General features: G+C 48.5%; 18 protein-coding genes. 5 read left to right on the top strand and 13 right to left on the bottom strand.

All coding sequences use genetic code 11. The features are described from left to right. Positions 1-222: 222 nt before the first annotated feature. From yajC to GKG43_RS08255, 3 genes are all read right to left on the bottom strand, one after another. Positions 223-528 (bottom strand): preprotein translocase subunit YajC, encoded by a 306-nt coding sequence (yajC, locus tag GKG43_RS08265; RefSeq protein WP_025657375.1) that lies wholly within the window; start codon positions 526-528, stop codon positions 223-225. A 96-nt stretch (positions 529-624) separates the two neighbouring features. Further along, positions 625-1,761: a tRNA guanosine(34) transglycosylase Tgt gene (gene tgt / locus GKG43_RS08260; RefSeq protein ID WP_129878947.1), complete on the bottom strand. Its 1,137-nt coding sequence runs from the start codon at positions 1,759-1,761 to the stop codon at positions 625-627. Between the two features lie 34 nt (positions 1,762-1,795). Beyond that, on the bottom strand, positions 1,796-3,643 hold the full coding sequence (locus GKG43_RS08255) for a L,D-transpeptidase family protein (RefSeq protein ID WP_330377658.1): 1,848 nt from the start codon (positions 3,641-3,643) through the stop codon (positions 1,796-1,798). Positions 3,644-3,807: 164 nt separating this feature from the next. Between GKG43_RS08255 and aroC the strand changes: the two genes are divergently transcribed. Genes aroC through GKG43_RS08235 form a run of 4 tightly spaced genes read left to right on the top strand, consistent with a single transcriptional unit; the run spans position 3,808 to position 8,671 of the window. Then, positions 3,808-4,923, top strand: coding sequence for a chorismate synthase (gene aroC, locus GKG43_RS08250; RefSeq protein ID WP_050642228.1), 1,116 nt, complete (start codon positions 3,808-3,810; stop codon positions 4,921-4,923). Next, on the top strand, positions 4,913-5,986 hold the full coding sequence (locus tag GKG43_RS08245) for an ABC transporter ATP-binding protein (protein ID WP_050642227.1): 1,074 nt from the start codon (positions 4,913-4,915) through the stop codon (positions 5,984-5,986). Before aroC ends, GKG43_RS08245 begins: the two co-directional genes overlap by 11 nt. After that, positions 5,976-6,791, top strand: a complete 816-nt coding sequence (locus GKG43_RS08240; RefSeq protein ID WP_050642226.1) for an ABC transporter permease — start codon at positions 5,976-5,978, stop codon at positions 6,789-6,791. The genes GKG43_RS08245 and GKG43_RS08240 overlap by 11 nt, the downstream gene beginning before the upstream one ends. Beyond that, positions 6,788-8,671 carry an extracellular solute-binding protein gene (locus tag GKG43_RS08235; RefSeq protein WP_055153438.1) on the top strand — a complete coding sequence of 628 codons (1,884 nt, stop codon included), beginning with the start codon at positions 6,788-6,790 and terminating at the stop codon, positions 8,669-8,671. Before GKG43_RS08240 ends, GKG43_RS08235 begins: the two co-directional genes overlap by 4 nt. Before the next feature lie 816 nt (positions 8,672-9,487). Here GKG43_RS08235 and GKG43_RS08230 read toward each other — a convergent pair. The 7 genes from GKG43_RS08230 to pap form a co-directional block, all read right to left on the bottom strand. Then, positions 9,488-11,161 carry a nucleoside kinase gene (locus tag GKG43_RS08230; protein ID WP_050642224.1) on the bottom strand — a complete coding sequence of 558 codons (1,674 nt, stop codon included), beginning with the start codon at positions 11,159-11,161 and terminating at the stop codon, positions 9,488-9,490. A 94-nt stretch (positions 11,162-11,255) separates the two neighbouring features. Next, complete coding sequence (locus GKG43_RS08225; RefSeq protein WP_050642223.1) at positions 11,256-12,038, bottom strand: Nif3-like dinuclear metal center hexameric protein; 783 nt, start codon at positions 12,036-12,038, stop codon at positions 11,256-11,258. Beyond that, the gene (locus GKG43_RS08220; protein ID WP_055153436.1) at positions 12,028-12,738 is read right to left on the bottom strand and encodes a class I SAM-dependent methyltransferase; all 711 of its coding nucleotides are present in this window, start codon (positions 12,736-12,738) and stop codon (positions 12,028-12,030) included. Before GKG43_RS08220 ends, GKG43_RS08225 begins: the two co-directional genes overlap by 11 nt. Positions 12,739-12,748: 10 nt before the next feature. Continuing rightward, positions 12,749-13,858, bottom strand: a complete 1,110-nt coding sequence (rpoD, locus tag GKG43_RS08215) for an RNA polymerase sigma factor RpoD (RefSeq protein WP_025657366.1) — start codon at positions 13,856-13,858, stop codon at positions 12,749-12,751. 67 nt (positions 13,859-13,925) lie between these two features. Continuing rightward, positions 13,926-15,701: a DNA primase gene (gene dnaG / locus GKG43_RS08210; RefSeq protein WP_055153434.1), complete on the bottom strand. Its 1,776-nt coding sequence runs from the start codon at positions 15,699-15,701 to the stop codon at positions 13,926-13,928. A gap of 58 nt (positions 15,702-15,759) precedes the next feature. After that, positions 15,760-16,761 carry a deoxyguanosinetriphosphate triphosphohydrolase gene (locus GKG43_RS08205; RefSeq protein WP_050642220.1) on the bottom strand — a complete coding sequence of 334 codons (1,002 nt, stop codon included), beginning with the start codon at positions 16,759-16,761 and terminating at the stop codon, positions 15,760-15,762. Positions 16,762-16,933: 172 nt separating this feature from the next. Further along, the gene (pap, locus tag GKG43_RS08200; protein ID WP_050642219.1) at positions 16,934-18,481 is read right to left on the bottom strand and encodes a polyphosphate:AMP phosphotransferase; all 1,548 of its coding nucleotides are present in this window, start codon (positions 18,479-18,481) and stop codon (positions 16,934-16,936) included. 325 nt (positions 18,482-18,806) lie between these two features. Between pap and GKG43_RS08195 the strand changes: the two genes are divergently transcribed. Further along, positions 18,807-19,643 carry an AraC family transcriptional regulator gene (locus tag GKG43_RS08195; RefSeq protein WP_050642218.1) on the top strand — a complete coding sequence of 279 codons (837 nt, stop codon included), beginning with the start codon at positions 18,807-18,809 and terminating at the stop codon, positions 19,641-19,643. Between the two features lie 36 nt (positions 19,644-19,679). On the opposite strand, the gene GKG43_RS08190 is transcribed toward GKG43_RS08195, so the two are convergent. From GKG43_RS08190 to GKG43_RS08180, 3 genes are read right to left on the bottom strand one after another with little or no spacing between them, the layout of a single operon-like run. After that, a complete protein-coding gene (locus GKG43_RS08190) occupies positions 19,680-20,954 on the bottom strand; it encodes a HAMP domain-containing sensor histidine kinase (RefSeq protein ID WP_055153432.1) in 1,275 nt (424 codons plus the stop codon). Next, positions 20,941-21,621, bottom strand: a complete 681-nt coding sequence (locus GKG43_RS08185; RefSeq protein WP_050642216.1) for a response regulator transcription factor — start codon at positions 21,619-21,621, stop codon at positions 20,941-20,943. The genes GKG43_RS08190 and GKG43_RS08185 overlap by 14 nt, the downstream gene beginning before the upstream one ends. Before the next feature lie 3 nt (positions 21,622-21,624). Next, on the bottom strand, positions 21,625-22,395 hold the full coding sequence (locus GKG43_RS08180) for an ABC transporter ATP-binding protein (protein WP_050642215.1): 771 nt from the start codon (positions 22,393-22,395) through the stop codon (positions 21,625-21,627). Between the last annotated feature and the right edge of the window lie 145 nt (positions 22,396-22,540).

The following is a 22,540-nucleotide window of genomic DNA, read 5'->3' as shown; positions in this document are numbered from 1 at the left end:
TTAGAAACACTTATAGCGAAAAAGCAGCAGCTGATGGATGAAAACTGATTACCAAATCAGTTTTCAAAGCCGCCTGAGCTTAGAAATCATCAGATTTCTAAGTGAATGCGGCTGGTTCCATCAGCTGCTGCTTTTTCGCTGTTAGTGTTTCTTCGCAAACGGCCTGCCCCGGGAATCACCATGTGTTCCCTGACGGGCGCCCCTCACCCCGCGTCTCCCCGCCTATTCAGCACTAGGCTTCTCGATCTGAGCAATTGCCGCTTTCTGCATTGGTATCCTGCAGTTTTTATTGTTCCCAAATTCTACGATTACATCGTCATCTGTGATATCAATAATTACCCCATAAAAACCGCTTGTTGTCAAAGCGGTATCGCCTACTTCCATTGTGGAAAGCATTGCCTGTACTCTCTTCTGCTCTTTCTTCTGAGGGCGCATAAGCAAAAACCACATACCACCAATAATAACAACATAGATCAGGATAATGCCACCCATCCCTGTTGCTCCGCCTGCCGCTAATAATCCATTCATTTTAAATCCTCCTAATTACTATCTCTACAAACAATAAGTTAACTATACACAAAATTGGACAAATCTTCAAGTATCTTTTGGAATTTCACTAAATTTTTATGCCTCTTTTATGCCCGCCATTCCGTCCAGCTTTCTTTTTTTATACGCTTTATACTCTCCTGCTTCAATGGCTGCCCTTATTTCCTCCATCATCGTGTTATAGAAATAGAGGTTGTGCAGGACGCACAGGCGCATGCCCAGCATTTCTTTTGCCTTGAGAAGATGGCGGATATAGGCTCTGCTGTAGCTTCTGCAGGCGGGGCACTGGCATCCTTCCTCAATGGGACTGTCGTCCAGTTCAAATTTTGCATTAAACAGGTTTAGTTTTCCGTGGTTTGTGTAGACATGTCCGTGTCTTCCGTTCCTTGTCGGATAAACACAGTCAAAGAAGTCCACACCCCGGTCTACGCCCTCGAGTATGTTGGCCGGCGTACCCACTCCCATCAGATAAGTCGGCTTTTCCAATGGAAGGTAAGGTACAACGGCATCCAGAATACGGTACATGTCTTCATGGCTTTCCCCTACCGCGAGGCCTCCCACTGCATATCCGTCCAGTTCGAGCTCCGTGATCTGTTTGGCATGCTCAATCCGGATGTCCTCATAGATGCCGCCCTGGTTGATGCCGAACAGCATCTGCTGCGGATTGATCGTATCGGGCAGGGCATTCAGGCGTGCCATCTCCGTCTTGCACCGCCTCAGCCAGCGGGTCGTTCTTGCCACGGAATCCGTCATATACTCTCTGTCTGCCACGCTGGAGGGGCATTCGTCAAATGCCATTGCAATTGTAGAAGCCAGGTTTGACTGGATCTGCATGCTTTCTTCCGGCCCCATAAAAATCTTTCTTCCATCTATATGGGAATGAAAATGAACGCCTTCTTCCCTAATCTTACGCAGATCTGCAAGGGAAAACACCTGGAACCCGCCGGAGTCCGTCAGAATCGGCTTGTCCCATTTCATAAATCTGTGAAGCCCGCCCAGCTTCTTAACGACCTCATCACCTGGCCGTACATGAAGGTGATATGTGTTGGAAAGCTCCACCTGTGTCTTGATTGTCTGAAGATCTTCTGTGGAAACGGCGCCTTTAATGGCTGCCGCGGTGCCCACATTCATAAATACCGGAGTCTCTATCGCTCCGTGAACCGTATGAAAACGGCCCCGCTTAGCAAGACCGTCCCGTTTTAATAATTCGTACATAGTAACCTCATCTGTTATATAATTTTTCAAGCACTTAATAATGTATGATCACAGGTGTGCCCATACCGATCATATTGAATAAAGCCTCAGCCTGGCCGTATGGCATGTTTATACATCCATGGGAACCAATGCTTGTATACAGCGAACCTCCGAATCCCGGCTGCCACGTCGCATCGTGGAACCCAATTCCGCTCCAGGTCACACGCATCCAGAAGCTGACCGGCGTCTCGTATTCCGGTTCTCCTGTACTCGGGTCAATCTCACCGACCAGTGTCTTGTTCCGCTGGATCTCCAGAATATTGTAGACTCCCGCAGGGGTTTCCTTCTCCGGCGAAGGGTAACCTGTAACTACATCCGTCTCAAGCGCAACGGCGCCGTCTACAATATACCACATATGCTGGGCAGACAGATCCACTTCCGCATAGGTGTTCCCCCAGTCCGCAGGCGCATGTGCAGCTGCTGTCTGATAGTAAGCCGGTTCTTTTTCTACCGTTTCCCCATTCTTGATGCTGTTGGTCAGCGCTTCGAATTCGGTATCCTCATCAATGGACCAGCCATAAGTGCCTCCGGATACTTCCGCGCTCTTTCCGGTTGGAGTAACGATTGTCCTGGTTGTCCCCACTGTATCGTATTTGTCACCAAACTCTGTCAGCCAGGATTTGACCGCTTCTTCGTTAAAAGTTACGTTCATATTCTCATCGGCGGTAACCCATGTGGATATCAGTGTCTTATCAACAACTTCCCGCTCGGTCATTGTATATGTAATACTTGCCTTACAGTAGCTATTCATGGTATCGCACGCCTTTTTTACTTCCTCGGACTCTGAGGTGAATCTTGGCTCTGCATAACATTTTTCTTTTTCCATATCCAGTTCCGTCTGAAACTCGGAAATATACCGGTGCACCTTTTCCTTCAGCACGTCCATATTTACTGCGGTGCCGATCACTTCCGGTTCTATGACAAACTTCTCTCCGTCAAACTTTGGATACGCGGACTGCGCAGGAACCTGTTCGGCAGTCACTGCCTGAAGGCTCTGTATCTTAGAATCCAGTGCAGACTGATCATAGGAAACCTCAACCGTCACTTTGGCCGAATTCTTTGAAAAGAACGCCGCCGGCCAGAGGAAACCATTCTGCTTTTTCAACGCCTGCTTAATATCATCATTTTCCTTGTAGGTTAATGAGATCTCGCTTCCGGCAATCGTGTCGGACTTATTGTCCTTTTCTTTGACTTCCAGCTGATAGCCATCGACCTGTTCTTTCATGTATGCCTCTACATCCGCAGGGGTCTTTCCTGAAAAATCATGCCCGTTAATCTCGGTGTTCATAAAGAAATGGCTCATAAAGAATACGGAGACACCGATATAGACCGCCGCTACAGCAGCCACAACGCTGCCTGTAATTATCCAGAGCTTTTTCATACTCTTCTTTTTTCTGCCTTTCTTTTTCCCAGACTTCTTATTTTTTTTCTTTGGCTCTTCCTCCTCGAAGATGTCTTCGAACTCTATCTCCTCATCTTCCTCCTCAAAATCATCGTCTTCCTCGTAGTCATCATCATAATACCTGCCGCTGTCTGTATCGTATGCCGCATCCTTCTGTGAGGAGGAACGGACCTCGATCACATCAGGAATCACCTGGGTTTTGGCTATATCCCGGGGCTGCTCCGCCTGCCCCCTGCCGGTATCAGTGCGGGCAGACTCTTCTTGCGGTTCCTCTTCCTCCTCTTCTTCATCGAAGAAGTAGTCCTCATCATCTTCATCTATCTCATCGTCCAGAAAATAATCCTCGGCTGTTTCATCGATCTCATCCTGGTAGTATTTCTCTTCTTTTTCTTTATCTTCTGGGTGAATGCTGTCTGAATTTGTCTTATTCCTATCGCTCATCTAGTATTACTCCCTCTTTTTTAATCAATATCTAGTCCACATTATATTACGAAACAGGGAAAATGTACAGTAAAAAAGTATGAATTTAAAGATAAATTAAGGATTGCACGATTATATATCTTCTTATATAATAAGTCTATGTGCAAAAAGAAAGGAGTATTTCCATGAGTGGTTCAACATTTGGCAGATTATTTCGGGTAACAACCTGGGGGGAATCCCATGGCGCCGCTGTAGGCGCTGTAATCGACGGCTGCCCCGCAGGGCTCCCTTTAAGCGAAGCAGATATACAGACATTTCTGGACCGGCGTAAGCCCGGGCAGAGTAAATATACAACAAAGAGAAACGAGGCGGATCAGGTAGAGATTCTGTCCGGTATCTTCGAAGGCAGAACAACTGGCACACCAATTTCTCTCATCGTCCGCAATCAGGACCAGCGCTCCCGGGATTATGGGAATCTGGCGTACACCTTCCGTCCTGGGCATGCGGACTATACTTTTACGCAAAAATATGGCATACGCGACTACCGCGGAGGCGGCAGGTCATCGGGCAGAGAGACCATCGGGCGTGTCGCTGCCGGTGCAGTTGCTTCCTTATTATTAAAAGAGCTTGGAATCGGGCTCATTTCCTACGCAAAATCGATTGGCCCGGTTCACATCCCGGAAGAAGATTATCATTTTTCGGAAATCACAGAAAACAGCCTCTATATGCCAAACAACGAGGCCGCTGCCAAAGCCGCCCAACATCTGGATACTCTGATCGCGGGTCAGGATTCCTGCGGCGGCACGATCGAATGCCGGGTAACCGGGCTGCCCGTTGGACTCGGGGAAACGGTATTCGATAAACTGGATGCGTGCCTTGCAAAGGCGGTTATGTCCGTAGGCGCGGTGAAGGCTGTGGAGATCGGGGACGGAATTCAGGCTGCATCTTTGACAGGAAGTATCAATAATGATGCATTTGCTTCCGAAAACGGGAGAATATATAAAAAGACGAATCATTCAGGCGGCGTGCTTGGAGGGATGAGCGACGGATCCACACTGATCGTCCGCACAGCGGTTAAGCCAACGCCTTCTATTTCCCAGGCACAGCAGACCGTGACGGAGGATGGGGAAGAGACATCCATATCCATCCATGGACGCCATGATCCCATCATCGTCCCCAGAGCCGTTGTTGTCATCGAGTCCATGACCGCCCTTACATTGGCGGATTTGCTTCTCGAGAACATGGGAAGCCGCCTGGATAAAGTGAAAGCTTATTATACGGAGGAAAAGAATGTCCAATAAACTGATTGATATTGTAAACATCACAAAATCATTTGATGAGAATGTAGTTCTGGATCAGCTGGATCTCTATATTCGTGAAAACGAATTTCTAACGCTTCTGGGCCCAAGCGGCTGTGGAAAGACTACTCTCCTGCGGATTCTCGGCGGTTTTGAGACGCCGGATTCCGGGGATATCATCTTCGATGGAAAGAACATTAATAAGCTGCCGCCCAACCGTCGGCAGCTGAACACTGTTTTCCAGAAATATGCCCTTTTCTCCCATATGTCTATCGCAGAAAATATCGCCTTTGGCCTGAAAATCAAAGGCAAATCAAAAGGTTATATCCAGGATAAGATCCGTTATGCACTGAAGCTGGTTAATCTCGAGGGATACGAGGACAGAAGCCCCGACTCTCTGAGCGGAGGCCAGCAGCAGCGCATCGCCATCGCCCGGGCAATCGTTAACGAACCAAAGGTACTGCTTCTGGATGAGCCGCTGGGCGCCCTGGATCTGAAGCTGCGCCAGGATATGCAGTATGAGCTGATCCGTTTAAAAAATGAGCTTGGGATCACGTTTGTCTACGTAACACATGACCAGGAGGAAGCCCTGACCATGTCTGACACGATTGTTGTCATGAACCAGGGTTACATCCAGCAGATCGGTACGCCCGAGGACATCTATAATGAGCCTCAGAACGCGTTTGTCGCAGATTTTATCGGGGACAGCAACATCCTTCCGGCCACCATGGTGGAGGATAAGGTGGTAAAGATGCTCGGATCCATCTGGCAGTGCGTGGATGTAGGCTTCGGAAGGAACAAGCCCGTGGACGCGGTGATCCGGCCGGAAGATATCGACCTGGTAAAACCGGAGGACGGAATTATCGAGGGCGTAGTCACCCACCTGATCTTCAAAGGTGTCCATTATGAGATGGAAGTCCTTGCAAATAACTATGAACTTCTGGTACACAGCACGGATATGTTCCCGGTTGGAACCGAAGTGGGAATCAGAGTAGACCCATTTGACATACAGATCATGAAAAAACCGGAGTCTGAAGATGCGGAGGCGGTAGGAATTGAAGAGTAGAAAATTATTGAGCGGCCCCTATTTATTCTGGGCGGCATCTTTTATCATCATCCCTCTTCTCATGATCGTGTATTACGGACTAACGGATAAAGAGGGAGGATTTACCTTACTGAATCTGGCACAGATTACAACGCCTGAGAACCTAAAGGCTCTTGGCCTGGCGCTGCTGCTTTCCTTCATAAGCACACTGCTCTGCCTCGTTCTCGCATACCCTCTGGCTATGATTCTTTCGGAAAAAAATGTAAATCAGACCAGCTTCATTGTTCTGATATTCATCCTGCCCATGTGGATGAATTTTCTTCTGCGCACACTGGCGTGGCAGAACCTGCTGGAAAAAAACGGAATCATCAACAGCATTCTGGGATTCTTTCATCTTCCGGCGCAGACACTGATTAACACGCCCTATGCCATCGTGCTGGGCATGGTATACAACTTTCTGCCGTTCATGGTACTGCCCATTTACAATGTCCTTGCCAAGATAGACAAAGATGTTATTTTTGCTGCACGGGATCTGGGAGCAAACGGTATCCAGACATTTTCAAAAATCATACTTCCCTTAAGCGTTCCGGGCATCATCAGCGGGATCACTATGGTGTTTGTTCCTTCGCTGACAACCTTTGTCATCTCGGATCTGCTGGGCGGAAGCAAGATCCTGTTAATAGGAAATGTAATCGAACAGGAATTCAAACAGGGAAGCAACTGGCACGTAGGTTCCGGGCTTTCTCTTGTTTTGATGATTTTTATTATTGCCAGCATGGCGCTGATCGCCAAATACGATAAGAATGGGGAGGGGACCGCATTTTGATAAAAAACGCTGCAAAACGCTTTTACTTAATTTTAATTTTTATCCTGCTCTACTCTCCTATCGTAACCCTGATGGTGCTGTCCTTTAACAGTTCCAAAACCCGTTCCAAATGGGGAGGATTTACAGGAAAATGGTATACGGCCCTTTTCCAGAATCGGGATATTATGAATGCGCTGTACACAACGCTTATCATCGCCCTTGTATCAGCTCTGATCGCAACTATCATCGGAACCGCCGCGGCGATTGGGATTCAAGCCATGAAGCCGAAATTCCGCACCTTTTTCATGGGAGTCACGAATATACCCATGCTGAATGCCGATATCGTAACCGGCATCTCTCTGATGCTTTTATTTATCGCATTCCGCTTCTCACTGGGGTTCAAAACCATTTTACTGGCCCACATAACCTTCAATATTCCCTATGTGATCCTTAGCGTCATGCCCAAGCTCAAGCAGACCAGCAAACACACCTATGAGGCTGCGCTGGACCTGGGGGCTTCCCCGGTATATGCTTTTTTCAAAGTCGTTTTTCCGGATATTATGCCGGGCGTATTTTCCGGTTTCCTGCTGGCCTTTACCATGTCGCTGGATGACTTTGTAATCACACATTTTACCAAGGGCCCCGGGGTGGATACCCTTTCCACGAAGATTTACAGTGAAGTCAGAAAAGGCATTAAGCCCGAGATGTACGCGCTGTCCACCATCATGTTCGTGACAGTCCTGGTTCTTTTGTTCCTTGTAAATGTAACCCCCGACAGAAAGGAGGCTGCAGGCGAAAAGCGGCTCAGAATCCAGAAAAAACACAAAGTATCCCGCCTTATATTCCGTAAAGTACTGCCCACGGCCATGGTGATCGTCATCATAGCAGGCGGATTTTTCTACGGCTCCCAAAACAGCGCTTCCGGAGGCAATCAGGTGATCGTCTATAACTGGGGCGAATACCTGGATCCCGAGGTAATTACCATGTTTGAAGAAGAAACCGGGATTGATGTGGTCTATGAAGAATACGAGACAAACGAGATTATGTTCCCTAAGATCCAGTCAGGCGCTATCGCCTATGACGTGGTCTGTCCCTCGGATTATATGGTGCAGCGCATGATTGAAAACGACCTGCTCTCAGAAATCAACTTTGATAATGTGCCCAACATAAAATACATTGACAGCACCTACATGACCCAGTCCCGCCAGTTTGATCCTGAGAACAAATATTCCGTCCCCTATCTCTTCGGCACGGTCGGAATCTTATACAACAAAACCATGGTGGACGAACCCATAGACAGCTGGAGCGTCCTCTGGGATGAAAAATACAAAGACAGCATTCTCATGCAGGACAGCGTCCGTGACGCTTTCGGTGTCACACTCAAATACCTTGGCTACTCCCTGAACTCCACGGACCTGGACGAACTGGAGGCCGCCAAAAAGCTTCTCATCGAGCAGAAACCGCTGGTACAGGCATACGTAGTAGACCAGGTCCGCGACAAAATGATCGGAAACGAAGCCGCCATAGGCGTCATCTATTCCGGCGAGGCGCTTTACACCCAGGTAGAAAATCCGGATCTGGAATATGTCATCCCAAAAGAAGGCTCTAACCTCTGGATCGACTCCTGGGTCATCCCGAAAAACGCAAAACACAAAGAAAACGCCGAGAAATTCATAAACTATCTCTGCCTGCCCGAGATAGCCAAAATGAATTTCGACTACATCACCTACTCCATCCCGAACTCCGAGGGACGCAAACTCATCGAGGAAGGCTGGATGAGGAACAGTGAAATAGCATTTCCTGATCCGGAGGATCTCAAAAACTGCGAAACCTTCCAATTCCTGGGGGATGAAAATGATGCCATTTATAACCAACTCTGGCGGGAGGTGAAGTCGGAGTAGGGGGACGCTGAGCGAAAGGAGCTGGGGGCGGGGCTTCCTATGCTGTTTTTGGAGCCCGGCCGCTTGCTAAGAATCCGTAACAGGGAAAATGAGGGAAATGAAGGTACTAGCCGCATTTGGCGTGAAATCTGATGATTTCACACCGCAGGCGGCTACAGGATTTGATTTGGTAAATCAAATCCTGCCCTTCATTTCCCTCATTTTCCCTGTAACGGATTCTAAGCGCGCTATGAGGGTTCCAAAAACAGCATAGGAAGCCCCGCCCCCAGCCCCTTTCGCTCAGCTAGTCGCACCCGGTCGGTAGGACGGCTTGCACGGGAGTAAATGGACGAGAGCAGCGTATGATAGTGCCTGGATGTATCATTGTACCTGCGATAATTGTTCCGGCACAAACACTACCGCTTCCCCAGCCCAATCCGCCTCCTCCGTCAGATTTCCACCCTATAAGCGGCATTATTTCCGCCAGGATGCGCCAGCCTGTCTGAGGAGGGAGTTCAGCCGGGAGGCGGGGGACTTTGCATGTGCTTTCTGAGAAGCATAGAGAGCGCCGTGTAACCCCTTAATAAAAACCATGCCGGATGGAAAGGCTAAAATCTGCTTCACAAAAGCAGATTTTAAGGCGGCCTGAGCCGCGCAATTCATCAGAATTGCGGGGTGAATGCCGCCGGTGCCTTTCCATCCGGCATGGTTTTTATTTAGGGGTTGCAGGCAAACGGACAGCTTTCAGAAAGCACATGCAAAGTCCCCCGCCTCCCGGCTGAACTCCCTCCTCAGACAGGCGTCCCCCCTAGCCAAAAATTCCCGCTTACTAAAAATCTACACATTGAAACAGCCCCCTCCGATGAATTCTCTAAGCAAGGAGTTTGTGGGCACGGACTCACTCCCAATCCCCACAAAGTAATCAAAGAATTTCAGGAGCCTTTTTGCCTCTACGTATTCGGGGCAGTCTTTTCCCATTCCGAACAGCAGGGGTTCCACATACTGTTTTAGGACGGCCAGTTCATATAAAAGGGATGAATTGAACATCACGTCTGCTTCTTCCTGATACGGGAAGATGTTCTCCTCCTCTCCTTTCCTTACCGACGGCCATCTGGCGATGGTGTTTTTGGCGGAGTTGCCCCTTGTTCTGGCATCTCTTACGATGCGCCGTATGAGACGCCCGTCGGTGGACGGGATCCGGTTGTGCTCGTCAATGTTCAGCTGGGTCAGGGCGCTGATGTATATCTTGAATTTGTTGTCATTGTTTAGTGATTCTGTCAGCTTAGGGTTCAGGCAGTGTATCCCTTCGATAACCAGGATATCCTGCGTGTTCAGTTTCTTGGGAATGCTGCCGTATTCTTTCTTTCCTGTCTTAAAATTAAAGGTGGGCAGATATACCTCCCTGCCTGACAGAAGGGCCTGCATGTCTTCGTTGAACTGGTCTACATCGATGGCTTCCAGACATTCGAAGTTGTATTCGCCGTTTTCATCTCTTGGTGTGCGCTCACGGTCAACAAAATAGTTATCAACGGCAATTGGGTGCGGGTGCAGCCCGTTGACGCGGAGCTGGATGGAAAGCCGATGCGAGAATGTTGTCTTTCCTGAGGAGGAAGGCCCTGCTATCAGGACAAACTTGGCCTCCGGCCTGTCGGCTATCTGCTTTGCGATCTCCCCGATCTGACGCTCCTGGTACGCCTCCTGCACCAGCACAACCTCGCTCATATCATGCTGCGTGACCATATCATTCAGGGCTCCGACCGTATCAATGCCCTGCATATCGCCCCACAGAACCGATCTTTTTAATACCTGAAACAGCTTTGGCCTGGGTGAGAATGGTTCTACAGTCTCAGGCGATTCCAGCGTAGGCATTTGTATAATAAAGCCTTCATCGTACAGGTAGAGTGCATAATACTTCAGATACCCTGCATCCGGCACCATATATCCGTAATAGTAATCTTCGAACTCGTTCATGCTGTAAATGTTGACCTTGGATACTCTCCTGTATTCGAACAGCCTCTCTTTATCAAACATCCCGTGTTTCCGAAAAAGCTCGACAGCTTTTGTGGTATGGACGGAACGCTTCTCGATCCGGATTTTCTCTGCAGTGAGTTCCTTCATGCGCGCATCCACTTGATCCAGGAATTCCTGGTTGAGCTCCACATCCCCTTCTACCGTACAGTAATATCCCTTGCTCATGGAAAAATGAATCCTGACCCGTTCCACTTTGTCATGGCCTCCGACGTCGTGTACCGCTTTGACAAGCATAAAGCACAGACTTCTCTTGTAAGTCTCGTATCCGATAGGATCTCCCGTTGTGATAAATTCAATCTCCCGGCAGTCCGGCTCCAGTTTTTTATCCAGTTCCTGGAGATGGAACTGATTGATAAAGACAAGCACAATCTGATGTCTGTATCTGGCCTGATATTCCTGTGCAATCTCCTGATAAGTCGTTCCCGCCGCGTATTCCTTCGTCTCTTCTCCGATGCGTACTGTACAAGTTGTTGATTCCATAGCATTCCTTTCCGCAGTTTCCTGCCTCTTATTCCATTGCCTCCGGTTATGATATACCGGCGTATCCGGTCGTTAACGATGATGAAATGTTCTTTTACAGCACCTGGAACGGATGGATAATGGGTGCTGTTACCACCTTCAGGGAGGGCAGCCTGGTCTGAAGAAATTGTTTCATATCTTCTATAAAAATGTATTCCGTCCCGTAATGGCCCGCATCGATAACTGCAAGCCCCTGTTCCACTGCATCCAGGCCCTCGTGATGGCCGATGTCGCCGGTAACCAGCACATCTGCCCCCGCCTGTATGGCGGGCATGACCGCGGTTTTTCCTGATCCCGGAGAGACCGCCAGCCTGCCGACTTTTTTATCCAGATCTCCAAATACCTTCACCGAGCCTAATTCCAGTTTATTCTTTACAAAAGCACAGCATTCCTCAAGTCTCATGGTATTTTTCAAAGTGCCGACCCTGCCGATGCCTTCCGGCACACCGTCCGCTTCTGAAGTGATATCCAGTACTTGTGCGTCTTCCAGTTCCAGAATCCTTCCTGACAGGTCCGCCATTCCCAGAACATCATAATTTGTATGCATTGCATAGTAAGAAATGTCAGACTGTATGAGACTTACGATCCTCTTACCGATGAAATCCCCGTCCGTGACACGTTTTAAAGGCGAAAAAATCAGCGGGTGATGGGTAATCAGCATATCAGCGCCCGCTTCCTTCGCCTGCTCAACGACCTGATCGGTGGCATCCAGGGCAAGATAAACGCAGTTTACATCCTTTTCAAAGCGTCCGGCCAGCAAGCCCACATTGTCAAAATCCAGTGCTGCCGACTTTGGGTAAGCCGCCTCTATTATCGTCATGATTTCTTTACACAGCATAGTAATCCAGCCCCTTTCTCACATATACCATTTCTTCTTTTAATTCACCGAATCGCCGCAGAGCCTTTTCACCGCTCTGCCCCTCCAGGACTTTGAGTATCTCTGACTTCAGAGACATCTCGCGTTCGAGAAATGCCTTCAACACGGGATGGCGTCTCTCCAGCAGGTATTTTCCGTATCGGATCTCCACATCACTCCAGCGTTCAGAGTGAGAGTTACGCTCCCCGGAGGTTCTCACCTTCATCATAGGATAGAACTTTCCATCCTCAAATACCATATCTTCCCGGATAAACAAAAAACCTTCCTCTAAAAGAAAGGCTCTGACTCTTGCTATTTCCGACTGTGGCTGCAGGATAAACTCCTTCATGCCTGCGGTAACATCCGGACTGTTCTTCAGAATCCGGATCATCAGGCCGCCGCCCATCCCCGCAAGTACTGCTGTCTCGGCTTCTCCCGGTTGAAGGGCACACAGGCCGTCTGACAGCCGCAGCTCGATCCGGTCTGACAGACCATTCTCTTCCACGTGTTCTCTTGCACGGCTAAGCGGCCCTTCGTTGATATCCATCGCAAAGGCCGAGGGGATCAATCCGTGTTCCACCAAATAGATCGGAATATAGGCGTGATCCGTGCCTATATCCGCTGTAATATATCCGGCAGTCACCAGAGCGGCGACTGCCTGCAGTCTCTTTGATAATTCCATGCGCCCGTACCTAGTCCAGATAATCCCTGAGCTTGCGGCTCCTGCTTGGATGGCGGAGCTTACGGAGGGCTTTCGCTTCGATCTGGCGGATACGCTCACGGGTAACGTCGAATTCTTTTCCCACTTCTTCGAGAGTTCTTGCCCTGCCGTCATTCATGCCGAAACGCAGACGCAGTACTTTCTGCTCCCTTTCGGTCAGTGTGTCCAGCACTTCGTCCAGCTGTTCTTTCAGCAGGGTCTGTGCCGCCGCCTCTGCCGGAACCGGCACATTGTCATCCTGGATAAAATCTCCGAGATGGCTGTCTTCTTCTTCACCGATCGGAGTCTCCAGTGACACAGGTTCCTGGGAAATCTTCAGAATCTCACGCACACGCTCTACGGGCATGTCCAGTTCCTTCGCGATCTCCTCCGGCGTGGGTTCGCGCCCTAATTCCTGCAAAAGCTGTCTGGATACACGGATCAGTTTGTTGATTGTCTCAACCATATGCACCGGAATGCGGATCGTTCTGGCCTGGTCTGCGATTGCCCTGGTGATTGCCTGGCGGATCCACCATGTTGCATAGGTACTGAACTTGTACCCTTTGTGGTAATCAAACTTTTCCACCGCCTTGATCAGACCCAAGTTTCCTTCCTGGATCAGGTCGAGGAAGAGCATTCCACGGCCAACGTATCTTTTTGCTATACTTACCACAAGGCGGAGGTTAGCCTCGGCAAGCTCTTTCTTTGCATCCTCGTCTCCCTCCTCCATACGCTGTGCCAGCTCAATCTCTCTCTCCGCACTCAAAAGCGGAACCTTCCCGATCTCTTTCAGATACATACGCACAGGATCTTCTATACTGACGCCGTCCGGTACAGAAAGGTCGATATTCTCCATATCCACCTCTTCCTCATCAGTAATGATGACTTCAACGTCTACGTCATCATCATCTCCGCTGATTCGAAGCACATCAATATTATTTGACTCAAGATGGTCAAATACCTTTTCCATCTGCTCTGCGTCCAACTCCATATCATTGAAAAAGTCATTTATTTCCTGAAGTTCCAGGATGCTTTTCTTTTTCTTGCCCAACGCAACAAGTTCTTTCAGCCTCTCGTCAAATTTCTGTGTGTTTTCTTCCATGTGTCCATCCTTCCTTTGCCTACGGCCGGTATACCCCGGTATAGGGCTATCTTGTTTTATTTTATCCTTATTCAATAGAAATATGCAGTTTCTTTATATCATCAAGTCTGCGCTTCTCTTCCATGAGCCTCTGCAGCCCTGCCATATCCGTCGGATCCAGGTGCATTGTCCGGTCGTCGATGCTGTGTCTCTTTACACGCAGTATCGTTTCCTTCAAGGCCTGCTCCTGCTCCTCTTTTGTTGACAGTTCTCTGATCTTTGTATGGAATAAAGAAGCGGCTTCCCTGTGCTCTTCTTCCGCTGTAAAGTGATTCAATATCTTTGCCGGATTCAGTTCCCCTGAGCCGTACTGCTCATAAAGCAACTCCGCCACCGACCTGTACAGCTCCTCCGTAAAGTCCTCCGGACTTATGTAGCGCTTGATGGTGCCAAATAGCTTCTCGTCCTCGATCATCCATGTCAGAAGGATCTTCTGGGATACGAGAATACCGTTCTCCTTGGGCTTTCCCCCTCCGGATGCCTGTCTGGGCCTTGCTGCGGGCTTTGCCATACCTTCGTTAATGGCGGTCTTGGTCACAAGCTTGTGCAGGCTGTCCTCGCTGACCTTGTAGGCTTTTGCCACGGCTTCAATATAATTATTTCTTTCCAGTTCATCCTCAAATCCGGTCAGCCGCTTTGCCGTTTCCTTAAAAAATGCGGTCTTTCCCTCAGGCGATTCCATGTCATAGTCCTTTGCCAGAATCTCGAGGCTGAACAAGAAACCGTTCCTTGCACTGCCTATCCGCTTTTCAAACTCTTCTGCCCCCAGGTTCTTAATAAATTCATCGGGGTCTTTATAGGGATCCATACGGATTACTTTTGCGGAAATTCCCGCCTCCTTCAAAATCGGTACCGCACGGAGCGCTGCCTTAGTCCCCGCCTCATCGCTGTCGTAGGTCAGATAGACCTCCTGTACATACCTCTTAATCAAAGAGGCATGTCCGGTTGTCAGCGCCGTACCCAGGGAGGCCACCGCATTTGTGAATCCCGCCTGGTGCAGGGAGATCACATCCATATATCCTTCGCATATGAGAAAATAAGGCTTTCTTGAAGTGCGTGCCCGGTTCAGGCCGTACAGATTGCGGCTCTTATCAAAAATCGCCGTCTCGGGTGAATTCAGATACTTGGGTTTTCCATCTCCCATAACACGGCCGCCGAATCCGATCACGCGGTTGTTCACATCCATGATCGGAAACATGACCCGGTTCCAGAACTTATCGTATACACCGTTTTTCTCGTCTGTATTGATCAGCCCGGCCTGGCGGATCAGATCCTCGCTGTAACCTTTCTTTCTGAGATACTGGAACAGGTCATTGCTGTACTTGTTGGAGTAACCCAGTCCAAAAGCCTTGACCGTGTCATCCGAGAGCTCCCTGTTCTTCAAATATGTATATGCTGCTTTTCCCTGCTCGGATTTTAGCTGCACATAAAAATACTGCGCCGCAGCTTTGTTGATCTCCAGAAGCAATGCGCGCAAATCGGCCTTCTCTTTGGCTTCTTTCGAATATTCCATCTCCGGAAGCTCCACGCCAGCCCTGTCTGCCAAAAACTTTACAGCCTCTATAAACGAAAAATTCTCGTATTCCATCAGAAATGTAAATACATTGCCGCCAGCGCCGCAGCCAAAACAGTAATACATCTGTTTTCCTCTGCTCACAGAAAAAGACGGCGATTTTTCATTGTGAAATGGGCAAAGTCCAAAATAAGAACTCCCTTTTTTCTGCAGCCGCACATAACCGGATATTACATCCACGATGTCATTTTTCATTCTTACTTCTTCTATCAATTCTTCTGGATAATACATTTATTCCTCCATAAAAAAAGCCCTATATATTATATTCGACAAAACATTCTGATTTCCTTTAATTTTTCCATGCTTCCGGAACAAAAAATTCTTCATACTTTTTTACCGCATAATTATCGGTCATCCCCGCTATGTAATCACATACAATCTGCTCCCTGCAGCTGTCCGTCCTGTCAATCGCCTGCAGGTATTGCACGGGGAGCTGTTCGATATGATGGATATAATAATCATACAGCTGTTCGATCAGGCGCACTGCCTTGTCTTCCTCCCCCTTTGCCTTTGGATTCAGATAAACATTTTCAAACATGTATTTTCTGAGGCCGATCATTGCCGTTTCCACTTCTTCGGACATGATGATCGCCGGTTTATCCATGCTGTGGATGATCACGTCATGTACCATGGTGTTCAGACGTTCTTTGCTGGTATTGCCGAGAACCCTGCGGTACTCGTAAGGGATATCTTCCTCCACGAGAATACCTCCCCGGATTGCATCATCGATGTCGTGATTGATATAGGCTATCTTATCCGAAAGACGGAGCACCTGGCCCTCCAGGGTGCGGGGCGTGCCCGCTGTGGGATGGTTCAGGATGCCGTCCAGTACTTCCCATGTCAGGTTCAGGCCGGCTCCCTGCTTCTCCACACACTCCACGACTCTCACGCTCTGTTCGTTATGGGAAAAATGGTATACGCGGTTCAGGGCGCGCTCCCCCGCATGGCCAAAGGGCGTATGCCCCAGGTCGTGGCCCAGTGCAATCGCCTCCACCAAATCCTCATTCAGCCTGAGGGCTTTTGCAATCGTCCTTGCATTCTGGGAAACCTCCAGCGTATGCGTCAGCCTTGTCCTATAGTGATCCCCTTTGGGAAGCAAAAAAACCTGGGTCTTCTGCTTCAGACGCCGGAAGGACTTGCAGTGCAGAATCCGGTCCCTGTCGCGTTGAAATACGGGCCGAATATCGCATTCCGGCTCCTGCCGCTTTCTTCCCTTTGAATTTCTGCTGAACGTTGCATAAGGGCTTAAATATTCCAGTTCCCGTTCTTCCAGCTGCTCTCTGATTGTCATAGGCCTATTCCTCACACTGAATCCTGACTGCAGGGGACAAAACATACTTTTCCATAATAAAACACTTCTATATATAATATATTCTGTGTTTACGATTTATTTCCTTTTTATTGGCATCTGTACAGAAACATGGGCAACAGTTCAGACCTGTCTGAACTGTTGCCATGAGCCGTTACTTTCCCTGTTCTTTTATTCGTTTTTCGATAGCCTGCACAACCGTCTCCAGTACTTTTATGCGGGCATAATATTTGTCGTTTGCCTCAACTACAACCCATGGGGCATATTCTGTGGATGTGCGTATCAGCATCTCGTTGACCGCTTCCTCATACTGATCCCACTTCTCCCGGTTCCGCCAGTCCTCATCCGTAATCTTCCACTGTTTCTGCGGATTTTCCTGACGGGCCCTAAAACGGCGTTCCTGCTCGTCCTTGTCAATCTGCATCCAGAATTTAAGAACAATGGTCCCGGAATCCGCCAGGTCACGCTCCATATCGTTCATTTCCTTGTACGCCCTCTGCCATTCCTGCTTTGTACAGAACCCCTCGATCCGCTCAACCATAACGCGTCCATACCATGTACGGTCAAAGATTGCGATGTGCCCTGCCTTGGGCATTGCCGTCCAGAACCTCCAGAGATAGTGATGTGCTTTCTCAATATCATTGGGGGACGCCGTCGGATTTACCACAAATCCTCTTGGATCCATTTTTGCAGTCAGCCGTTTGATTGCACCGCCTTTTCCACCTGCATCCCACCCCTCGAAACCGAGCACGACCGGAATCCGCCTCCGGTATAATTCGCTGTGGAGAAGACTCATGCGTTTCTGCAATTTTTTCAGCTTCTCTTTATATTCTTCTTTGGTCAGGCTCAGGCTCAAATCAGACTTGGCAAGAACAGACTCCTGCAGTTCTTTTCCGTTGATCTCCTGTTTAGGTATTTCTGTGCCGCTGGAAGCCTCCACGTCCATCTCGGCAATCGCCTCGGCCGCTTTCTCCTTTGCCCTTGCCTTTTTTACTTTTTCCAGCTGTTCTTCCAGGGCCTTGATGACTACCGTATAGATCTTCACAGAAGCAAACTCTTTATCCATTGCTTCGATAATGGTCCACGGCGCATAATCCGTATCTGTGATCTGAAGCATCTCTTCGATCATCTGGGTATACTCACGATATTTTACATTCCGCTCAAGGTCGCCCTGGCTCACGCGCCATGCAGTCTCTTTTGAGCTTCTGAGCTTTTGGAAGCGTTTTTTCTGTTCCTTCTGGTCAATTGCAAGGAGTAATTTGATGATAGCGGTACCGTCGTCCGTTAACTGCTTCTCGAACGAACAGATGGACTGGTAGGCATCGGGAACCTCTTTTTTCCGTGTTCTTTTATCAAAACGGTCGATCAGCACCTTTCTGTACCAGCTGCCGTCGAATATGGCGATCCTGCCTTTTTCAGGAGTTTTTGTCCAAAATCTCCAGAGGAAAGGATGCATCCGCTCTTCTTCTGACTCATCCTTAATGGCAAAAACCTTGAAGCCCCTGGGGTCCAGGCTCTGGATCAATTCTCCGATCTGCAGCCCTTTCCCAGCGGCTCCATATCCTTCAAACACGATCATCACAGGGATATTCAGGGCCTTGCACTGGCGCTGGAGTTCTCCCAGCCGGCTCTCAAGCATCGGCATTTTCGCTTTGTATTCTTCTTTCCTCATTGATTTGGTAAGGTCCACTTTCTCTAACATAATTTTCTCCTCCCGTCCATTACTGATTTTAGTATTCACGAGTCCGTTCATTTATAAACGCCGGCATCTTGTACAATGTCAGATGCACTCCTTTTATGTCACTAATTATACCACGGTTTCCGCCTTCCGGAAAAGAATTTCGCCGATCACCAAAGGCGTCCTTTCATGGATCCACCTGTTTTCCTGCCATGGAATTATTTATATGCACGGAGTTCCATCATATTCTTGTCAACTACCATTAAAAATGATATACTTTTCCAAACATTTTAATTCGCAGCAGTCAGGCAAGCCTGAACTGTCTTCATTCTTCAAAGGGGGCATAATCATGACTGAAGTACAGTATTCCACTGCCAGTTTTCTGCATTCGGCGCTGAAGCCTTCTGAGCAGTTAGTCTATATGACATCCGCTGCTTTTGGAAAAAACTGGGCATACACGCTTCATTCTCACAGTTTTGCAGAAGTATTCTTTGTTACCTCCGGGGAAGGCGTATTCTATTCCAACGATGCGGAGATTCCAATCCGAAAGAATTCGCTGGTGCTGATCAATCCAGGCACGCCCCACACGGAACGCTCCAGCGGACCGGAGCCGCTGACTTACATGATTATGGGAATCGATAATCTCTTCTTTCAGTTTCTGGATAACAGAAAATTTCAGTTTCATATCTATGCGCTTGAGGAATTTGAACATACGATCATGCCTGTTATGAATCTGATGTTGGAAGAGACAAAGAGCAGGCAGCAGTCATCCCTTCAGATATGCCAGCATTATATGTCCGTTTTTTTTCTGAAGATACAGCGTCTCATAGGCGACCGACTTGCCCTGTATACGGCGGACAGCTTTCCGCCGGAGTGCGCCGCCGTTAAAGATTATATTAAGCTCCATTTTGCCGAAGATATCACGCTGGATACCCTGGCGGAGTTTTCCGGTTTTAATAAGTATTACCTTTCCCGCATATTCTCCAAAACTTATGGGATTGCTCCGATCAATTATCTTTTAGAAAGAAGAATTCTGAACAGCGAAGAGCTGCTCAAGACAACTGATTTCAGCATCAGTCAGATATCCCGTCTTGTAGGGTTCTCCTCTGCCAATTACTTTTCCCAATCTTTCAAAAGATATACTGGAATGACACCTCTCTCCTACCGGGAAACACATTTTATATAAAAAGAGTAACCCACCAGACAGCCTGCCGGGACAGCTTCAGGAAAATACAAGCACAAAAGCCATGCCGTCCTGCTGCTTTTCTGCAAATATTTCGCCGCCCATCTTCCGCATAATCTCGCGGCAGATATAGAGTCCCAGCCCGCTGCCCAGTCTGCCTTCACTGTTTTGAGCACGGTAAAAGCTCTCAAAGATATGGTTAAATTCATTATCTGTCACGGGAATTCCCGTATTGAATATGCGGATCAGCTGGCAGTAATCCTCCTCATAAAAGGTAATCTCAATTTTCTTCCCGTCCCCGTATTTGAATGCATTTTCAAATATATTTTCAAACACCTCTAAAGACCGTTCCAAATCGCCCTTCAACAGACGGTTTTCATAGTTGCCGACGTGCAGTTCCAGCATGCGGATGCTGCACTTTTCACGGTAAGTCGCGAGGACCCTTGTGAGAAGCTCCTCCAGATAGAATTCTCCGTTATTTACGGAAATATCCAGAATATCTTCACGGGTATTTTTCATAATTTCCTCTACATAGCGCTCAATTTCCTCTGCCTTCTCCCCAATCTGCCAAACTGCATGCTTCTTCTGCCCCTCTGTTTGATACAGATCCTCCTCCAGGGCCTTTCCGCAAAGCCGGATGGTGTTCAACGGCGTTTTGATGTCGTGCGAAAGGGATAAGAGAAGCAGCTTTTTCTCCCGCTGCAATTCCAGCTCTCTCTTTTTTGTTACATCCAGTTTATCCTTGAGCTGGCTGATCCCCCACATAAAGTGCCCGAAGAATCTGCTTTTTTCTTCATTGACCGCACCTTTAAAGTGTCCCTGGGCCAGTTCATAAGTAAGGCTGCTCATTCTCTGGAAGGGCCGTATGAGCTGGTATTTCAGATAGAATAAAATCACCAGTATGCCCAGCTCCATGATTCCAAGAAAAAGCTGCGTCCACAAAAGAATCCTTCTCTGGTCAAAGCCAGGCCTGTCATAGTCAAAGCGTAAGAATCCCGTCAAACTGTCCGCCGTGTACAAGGGCCGGATTTCCGTTTCACCGGCGTCATCCCCTCTGTAGAATTCCGATGTGATGTCCTCGCTGTCCAGACTTGCCAAAGACAGAAAGGTTACGCCCCGTACATATTTGTAAGAATGCAAATCAAGCTTATCCAGAGGTTCACCTTCGGATAAGCTGTTGTAAATGCGGTTTATTTCAACCTTATATTCTTTTTCCCTGTCTGCGGCATCTTTATAGGAGATGCCTGCAGTCCACAGTGCCGCCAGCATATACAGCAGCACGGAAAGACCAATAAGCCTGTTAAACTTCTTCATAGCGGTACCCTACCCCCCAGACCGTCTGAATCCGCCCGGGCTGCCTGGGATTATCCTCGATCTTGCTTCGCAGCATCTTGATGTGTACGGTAAGGGTCTGGTTCTCGCTCAGGCTGTCCATTCCCCATATCTGTGCAAAAATATATTCTTTTCTGAGCGTCTTCCCCGGGTTTTCGAGAAACAGGAGCAGAAGTTCATACTCCTTCACATTCAGCTCCAGTTCCCGGCCGTTCAGATAGACCTGCCTTGCACTTGTATCCAGGCTGATTTGCCCGGATACGATCAGATCGGACTCCTGGCGTCCCCCATAAGCACGCTGCATCAGCGCTTTGACCTTAGCGATCAAAATCTCTGCGTCTACAGGCTTCTCCATGTAATCGTCCGCCCCCAGCTCATATCCGGTCAGTTTATCATCCCTGCCGGCCCGTGCGCTCATGATGAGCACCGGAAGATTCCACTTCGCCCTCACAGCGCGGCAGACTGCAAATCCGTCCATTTCAGGCAGCATTATATCAAGAAGCAGCATTTTCACAGGCTGCACCTCCATATAATCCAGCGCTTCCTTCCCGCTCCCGGCCCAACAAACGGAATATCCCTCTCTGTTCAGGAAATCCCGTATCAGAACCGCCAGTTCCTTATTGTCTTCCACCAGTAATATATCTTTCATGTCCTACCATCCCAATTTGATCAGCCAGTCATTTAAGGTTCTCTCCCTGGCCCTGTCCTCCTGCGCATTTTCCCGCCTTCCAAGAGTGATTTCTTCACGGATGTCACCGTCTTCTATATACAGCACCCTCCCGCATTTTGAAGCCACTTTCATATCATGGGTCACCAGCATGATCGTAGTCCCCTCTCTGTTAATATGGTTCAGCTCCTCCATTACCTCAATGGAATTCTGCTTATTCAGCGCCCCGGTGGGTTCATCTGCAAATATGATTCTGGGATTGTTTATCATACTGCGGCAGATGCACGCCCGCTGCAGCTGTCCGCCCGATACCTCGTTGACATCATTTTCCGCGATCTCACTGATTCCCAGTTTGTGCATGAGCAGTTTTGCCCTCTCATTGAGCTGCTTTCTGCCGCTCTTTGTCTTTCCCTCCGCCGTCTGGTACCCGGGTAAAATAATATTATCATATACCGACAGATTTTTCAGCATATACATCTGCTGAAACACAAACCCCATCTCATTCAGGCGCACATCGCTCATATCACCTGCTTTCAGAGAAGTCAGCTCCCGGCCAAAAAAGTCCACTTTCCCGGCTGTTGCGGTATCCATGCCGCTCACCGTATAGAGGAGCGTGGTTTTTCCGGATCCGGACGGACCCATAATTCCCAGCATTTCCCCTTCATGGATCGTCAGATTTACATTGCGCAGAACATTGTTCTGGCGCTTATTTATTATATAGGTTTTACACAGGTTCGATACCTCTAATGTCTTCATATTCTTTTCCTCCTACTCCAGGTTATTCAGTTCGCGGATATTGATCTTTTTTACGTTCATAGTGGCAATGACGGTTGCCAGGATAATCCCAACAAGCAATACTCCGGGATAAACCCCGTATACCTGCCACGGCACCACCTGGATC

The sequence above is a fragment of the Eubacterium sp. BIOML-A2 genome, assembly GCF_009680135.1.
Lineage (GTDB): Bacteria > Bacillota > Clostridia > Lachnospirales > Lachnospiraceae > Faecalicatena > Faecalicatena contortus_B.
Note: the sequence above shows the minus strand (reverse complement) of the source record. Positions and strands in the feature narration are given on the sequence as shown.

What these genes read in the sequence shown, in the direction of transcription:
- yajC (WP_025657375.1), bottom strand. Translation starts at nt 528, where the DNA reads ATGAATGGATTATTAGCGGCAGGCGGAGCAACAGGGATGGGTGGCATT.
- tgt (WP_129878947.1), bottom strand. Translation starts at nt 1,761, where the DNA reads ATGTACGAATTATTAAAACGGGACGGTCTTGCTAAGCGGGGCCGTTTT.
- GKG43_RS08255 (WP_330377658.1), bottom strand. Translation starts at nt 3,643, where the DNA reads ATGAGCGATAGGAATAAGACAAATTCAGACAGCATTCACCCAGAAGAT.
- aroC (WP_050642228.1), top strand. Translation starts at nt 3,808, where the DNA reads ATGAGTGGTTCAACATTTGGCAGATTATTTCGGGTAACAACCTGGGGG.
- GKG43_RS08245 (WP_050642227.1), top strand. Translation starts at nt 4,913, where the DNA reads ATGTCCAATAAACTGATTGATATTGTAAACATCACAAAATCATTTGAT.
- GKG43_RS08230 (WP_050642224.1), bottom strand. Translation starts at nt 11,161, where the DNA reads ATGGAATCAACAACTTGTACAGTACGCATCGGAGAAGAGACGAAGGAA.
- GKG43_RS08225 (WP_050642223.1), bottom strand. Translation starts at nt 12,038, where the DNA reads ATGCTGTGTAAAGAAATCATGACGATAATAGAGGCGGCTTACCCAAAG.
- GKG43_RS08220 (WP_055153436.1), bottom strand. Translation starts at nt 12,738, where the DNA reads ATGGAATTATCAAAGAGACTGCAGGCAGTCGCCGCTCTGGTGACTGCC.
- rpoD (WP_025657366.1), bottom strand. Translation starts at nt 13,858, where the DNA reads ATGGAAGAAAACACACAGAAATTTGACGAGAGGCTGAAAGAACTTGTT.
- dnaG (WP_055153434.1), bottom strand. Translation starts at nt 15,701, where the DNA reads ATGTATTATCCAGAAGAATTGATAGAAGAAGTAAGAATGAAAAATGAC.
- GKG43_RS08205 (WP_050642220.1), bottom strand. Translation starts at nt 16,761, where the DNA reads ATGACAATCAGAGAGCAGCTGGAAGAACGGGAACTGGAATATTTAAGC.
- pap (WP_050642219.1), bottom strand. Translation starts at nt 18,481, where the DNA reads ATGTTAGAGAAAGTGGACCTTACCAAATCAATGAGGAAAGAAGAATAC.
- GKG43_RS08195 (WP_050642218.1), top strand. Translation starts at nt 18,807, where the DNA reads ATGACTGAAGTACAGTATTCCACTGCCAGTTTTCTGCATTCGGCGCTG.
- GKG43_RS08190 (WP_055153432.1), bottom strand. Translation starts at nt 20,954, where the DNA reads ATGAAGAAGTTTAACAGGCTTATTGGTCTTTCCGTGCTGCTGTATATG.
- GKG43_RS08185 (WP_050642216.1), bottom strand. Translation starts at nt 21,621, where the DNA reads ATGAAAGATATATTACTGGTGGAAGACAATAAGGAACTGGCGGTTCTG.
- GKG43_RS08180 (WP_050642215.1), bottom strand. Translation starts at nt 22,395, where the DNA reads ATGAAGACATTAGAGGTATCGAACCTGTGTAAAACCTATATAATAAAT.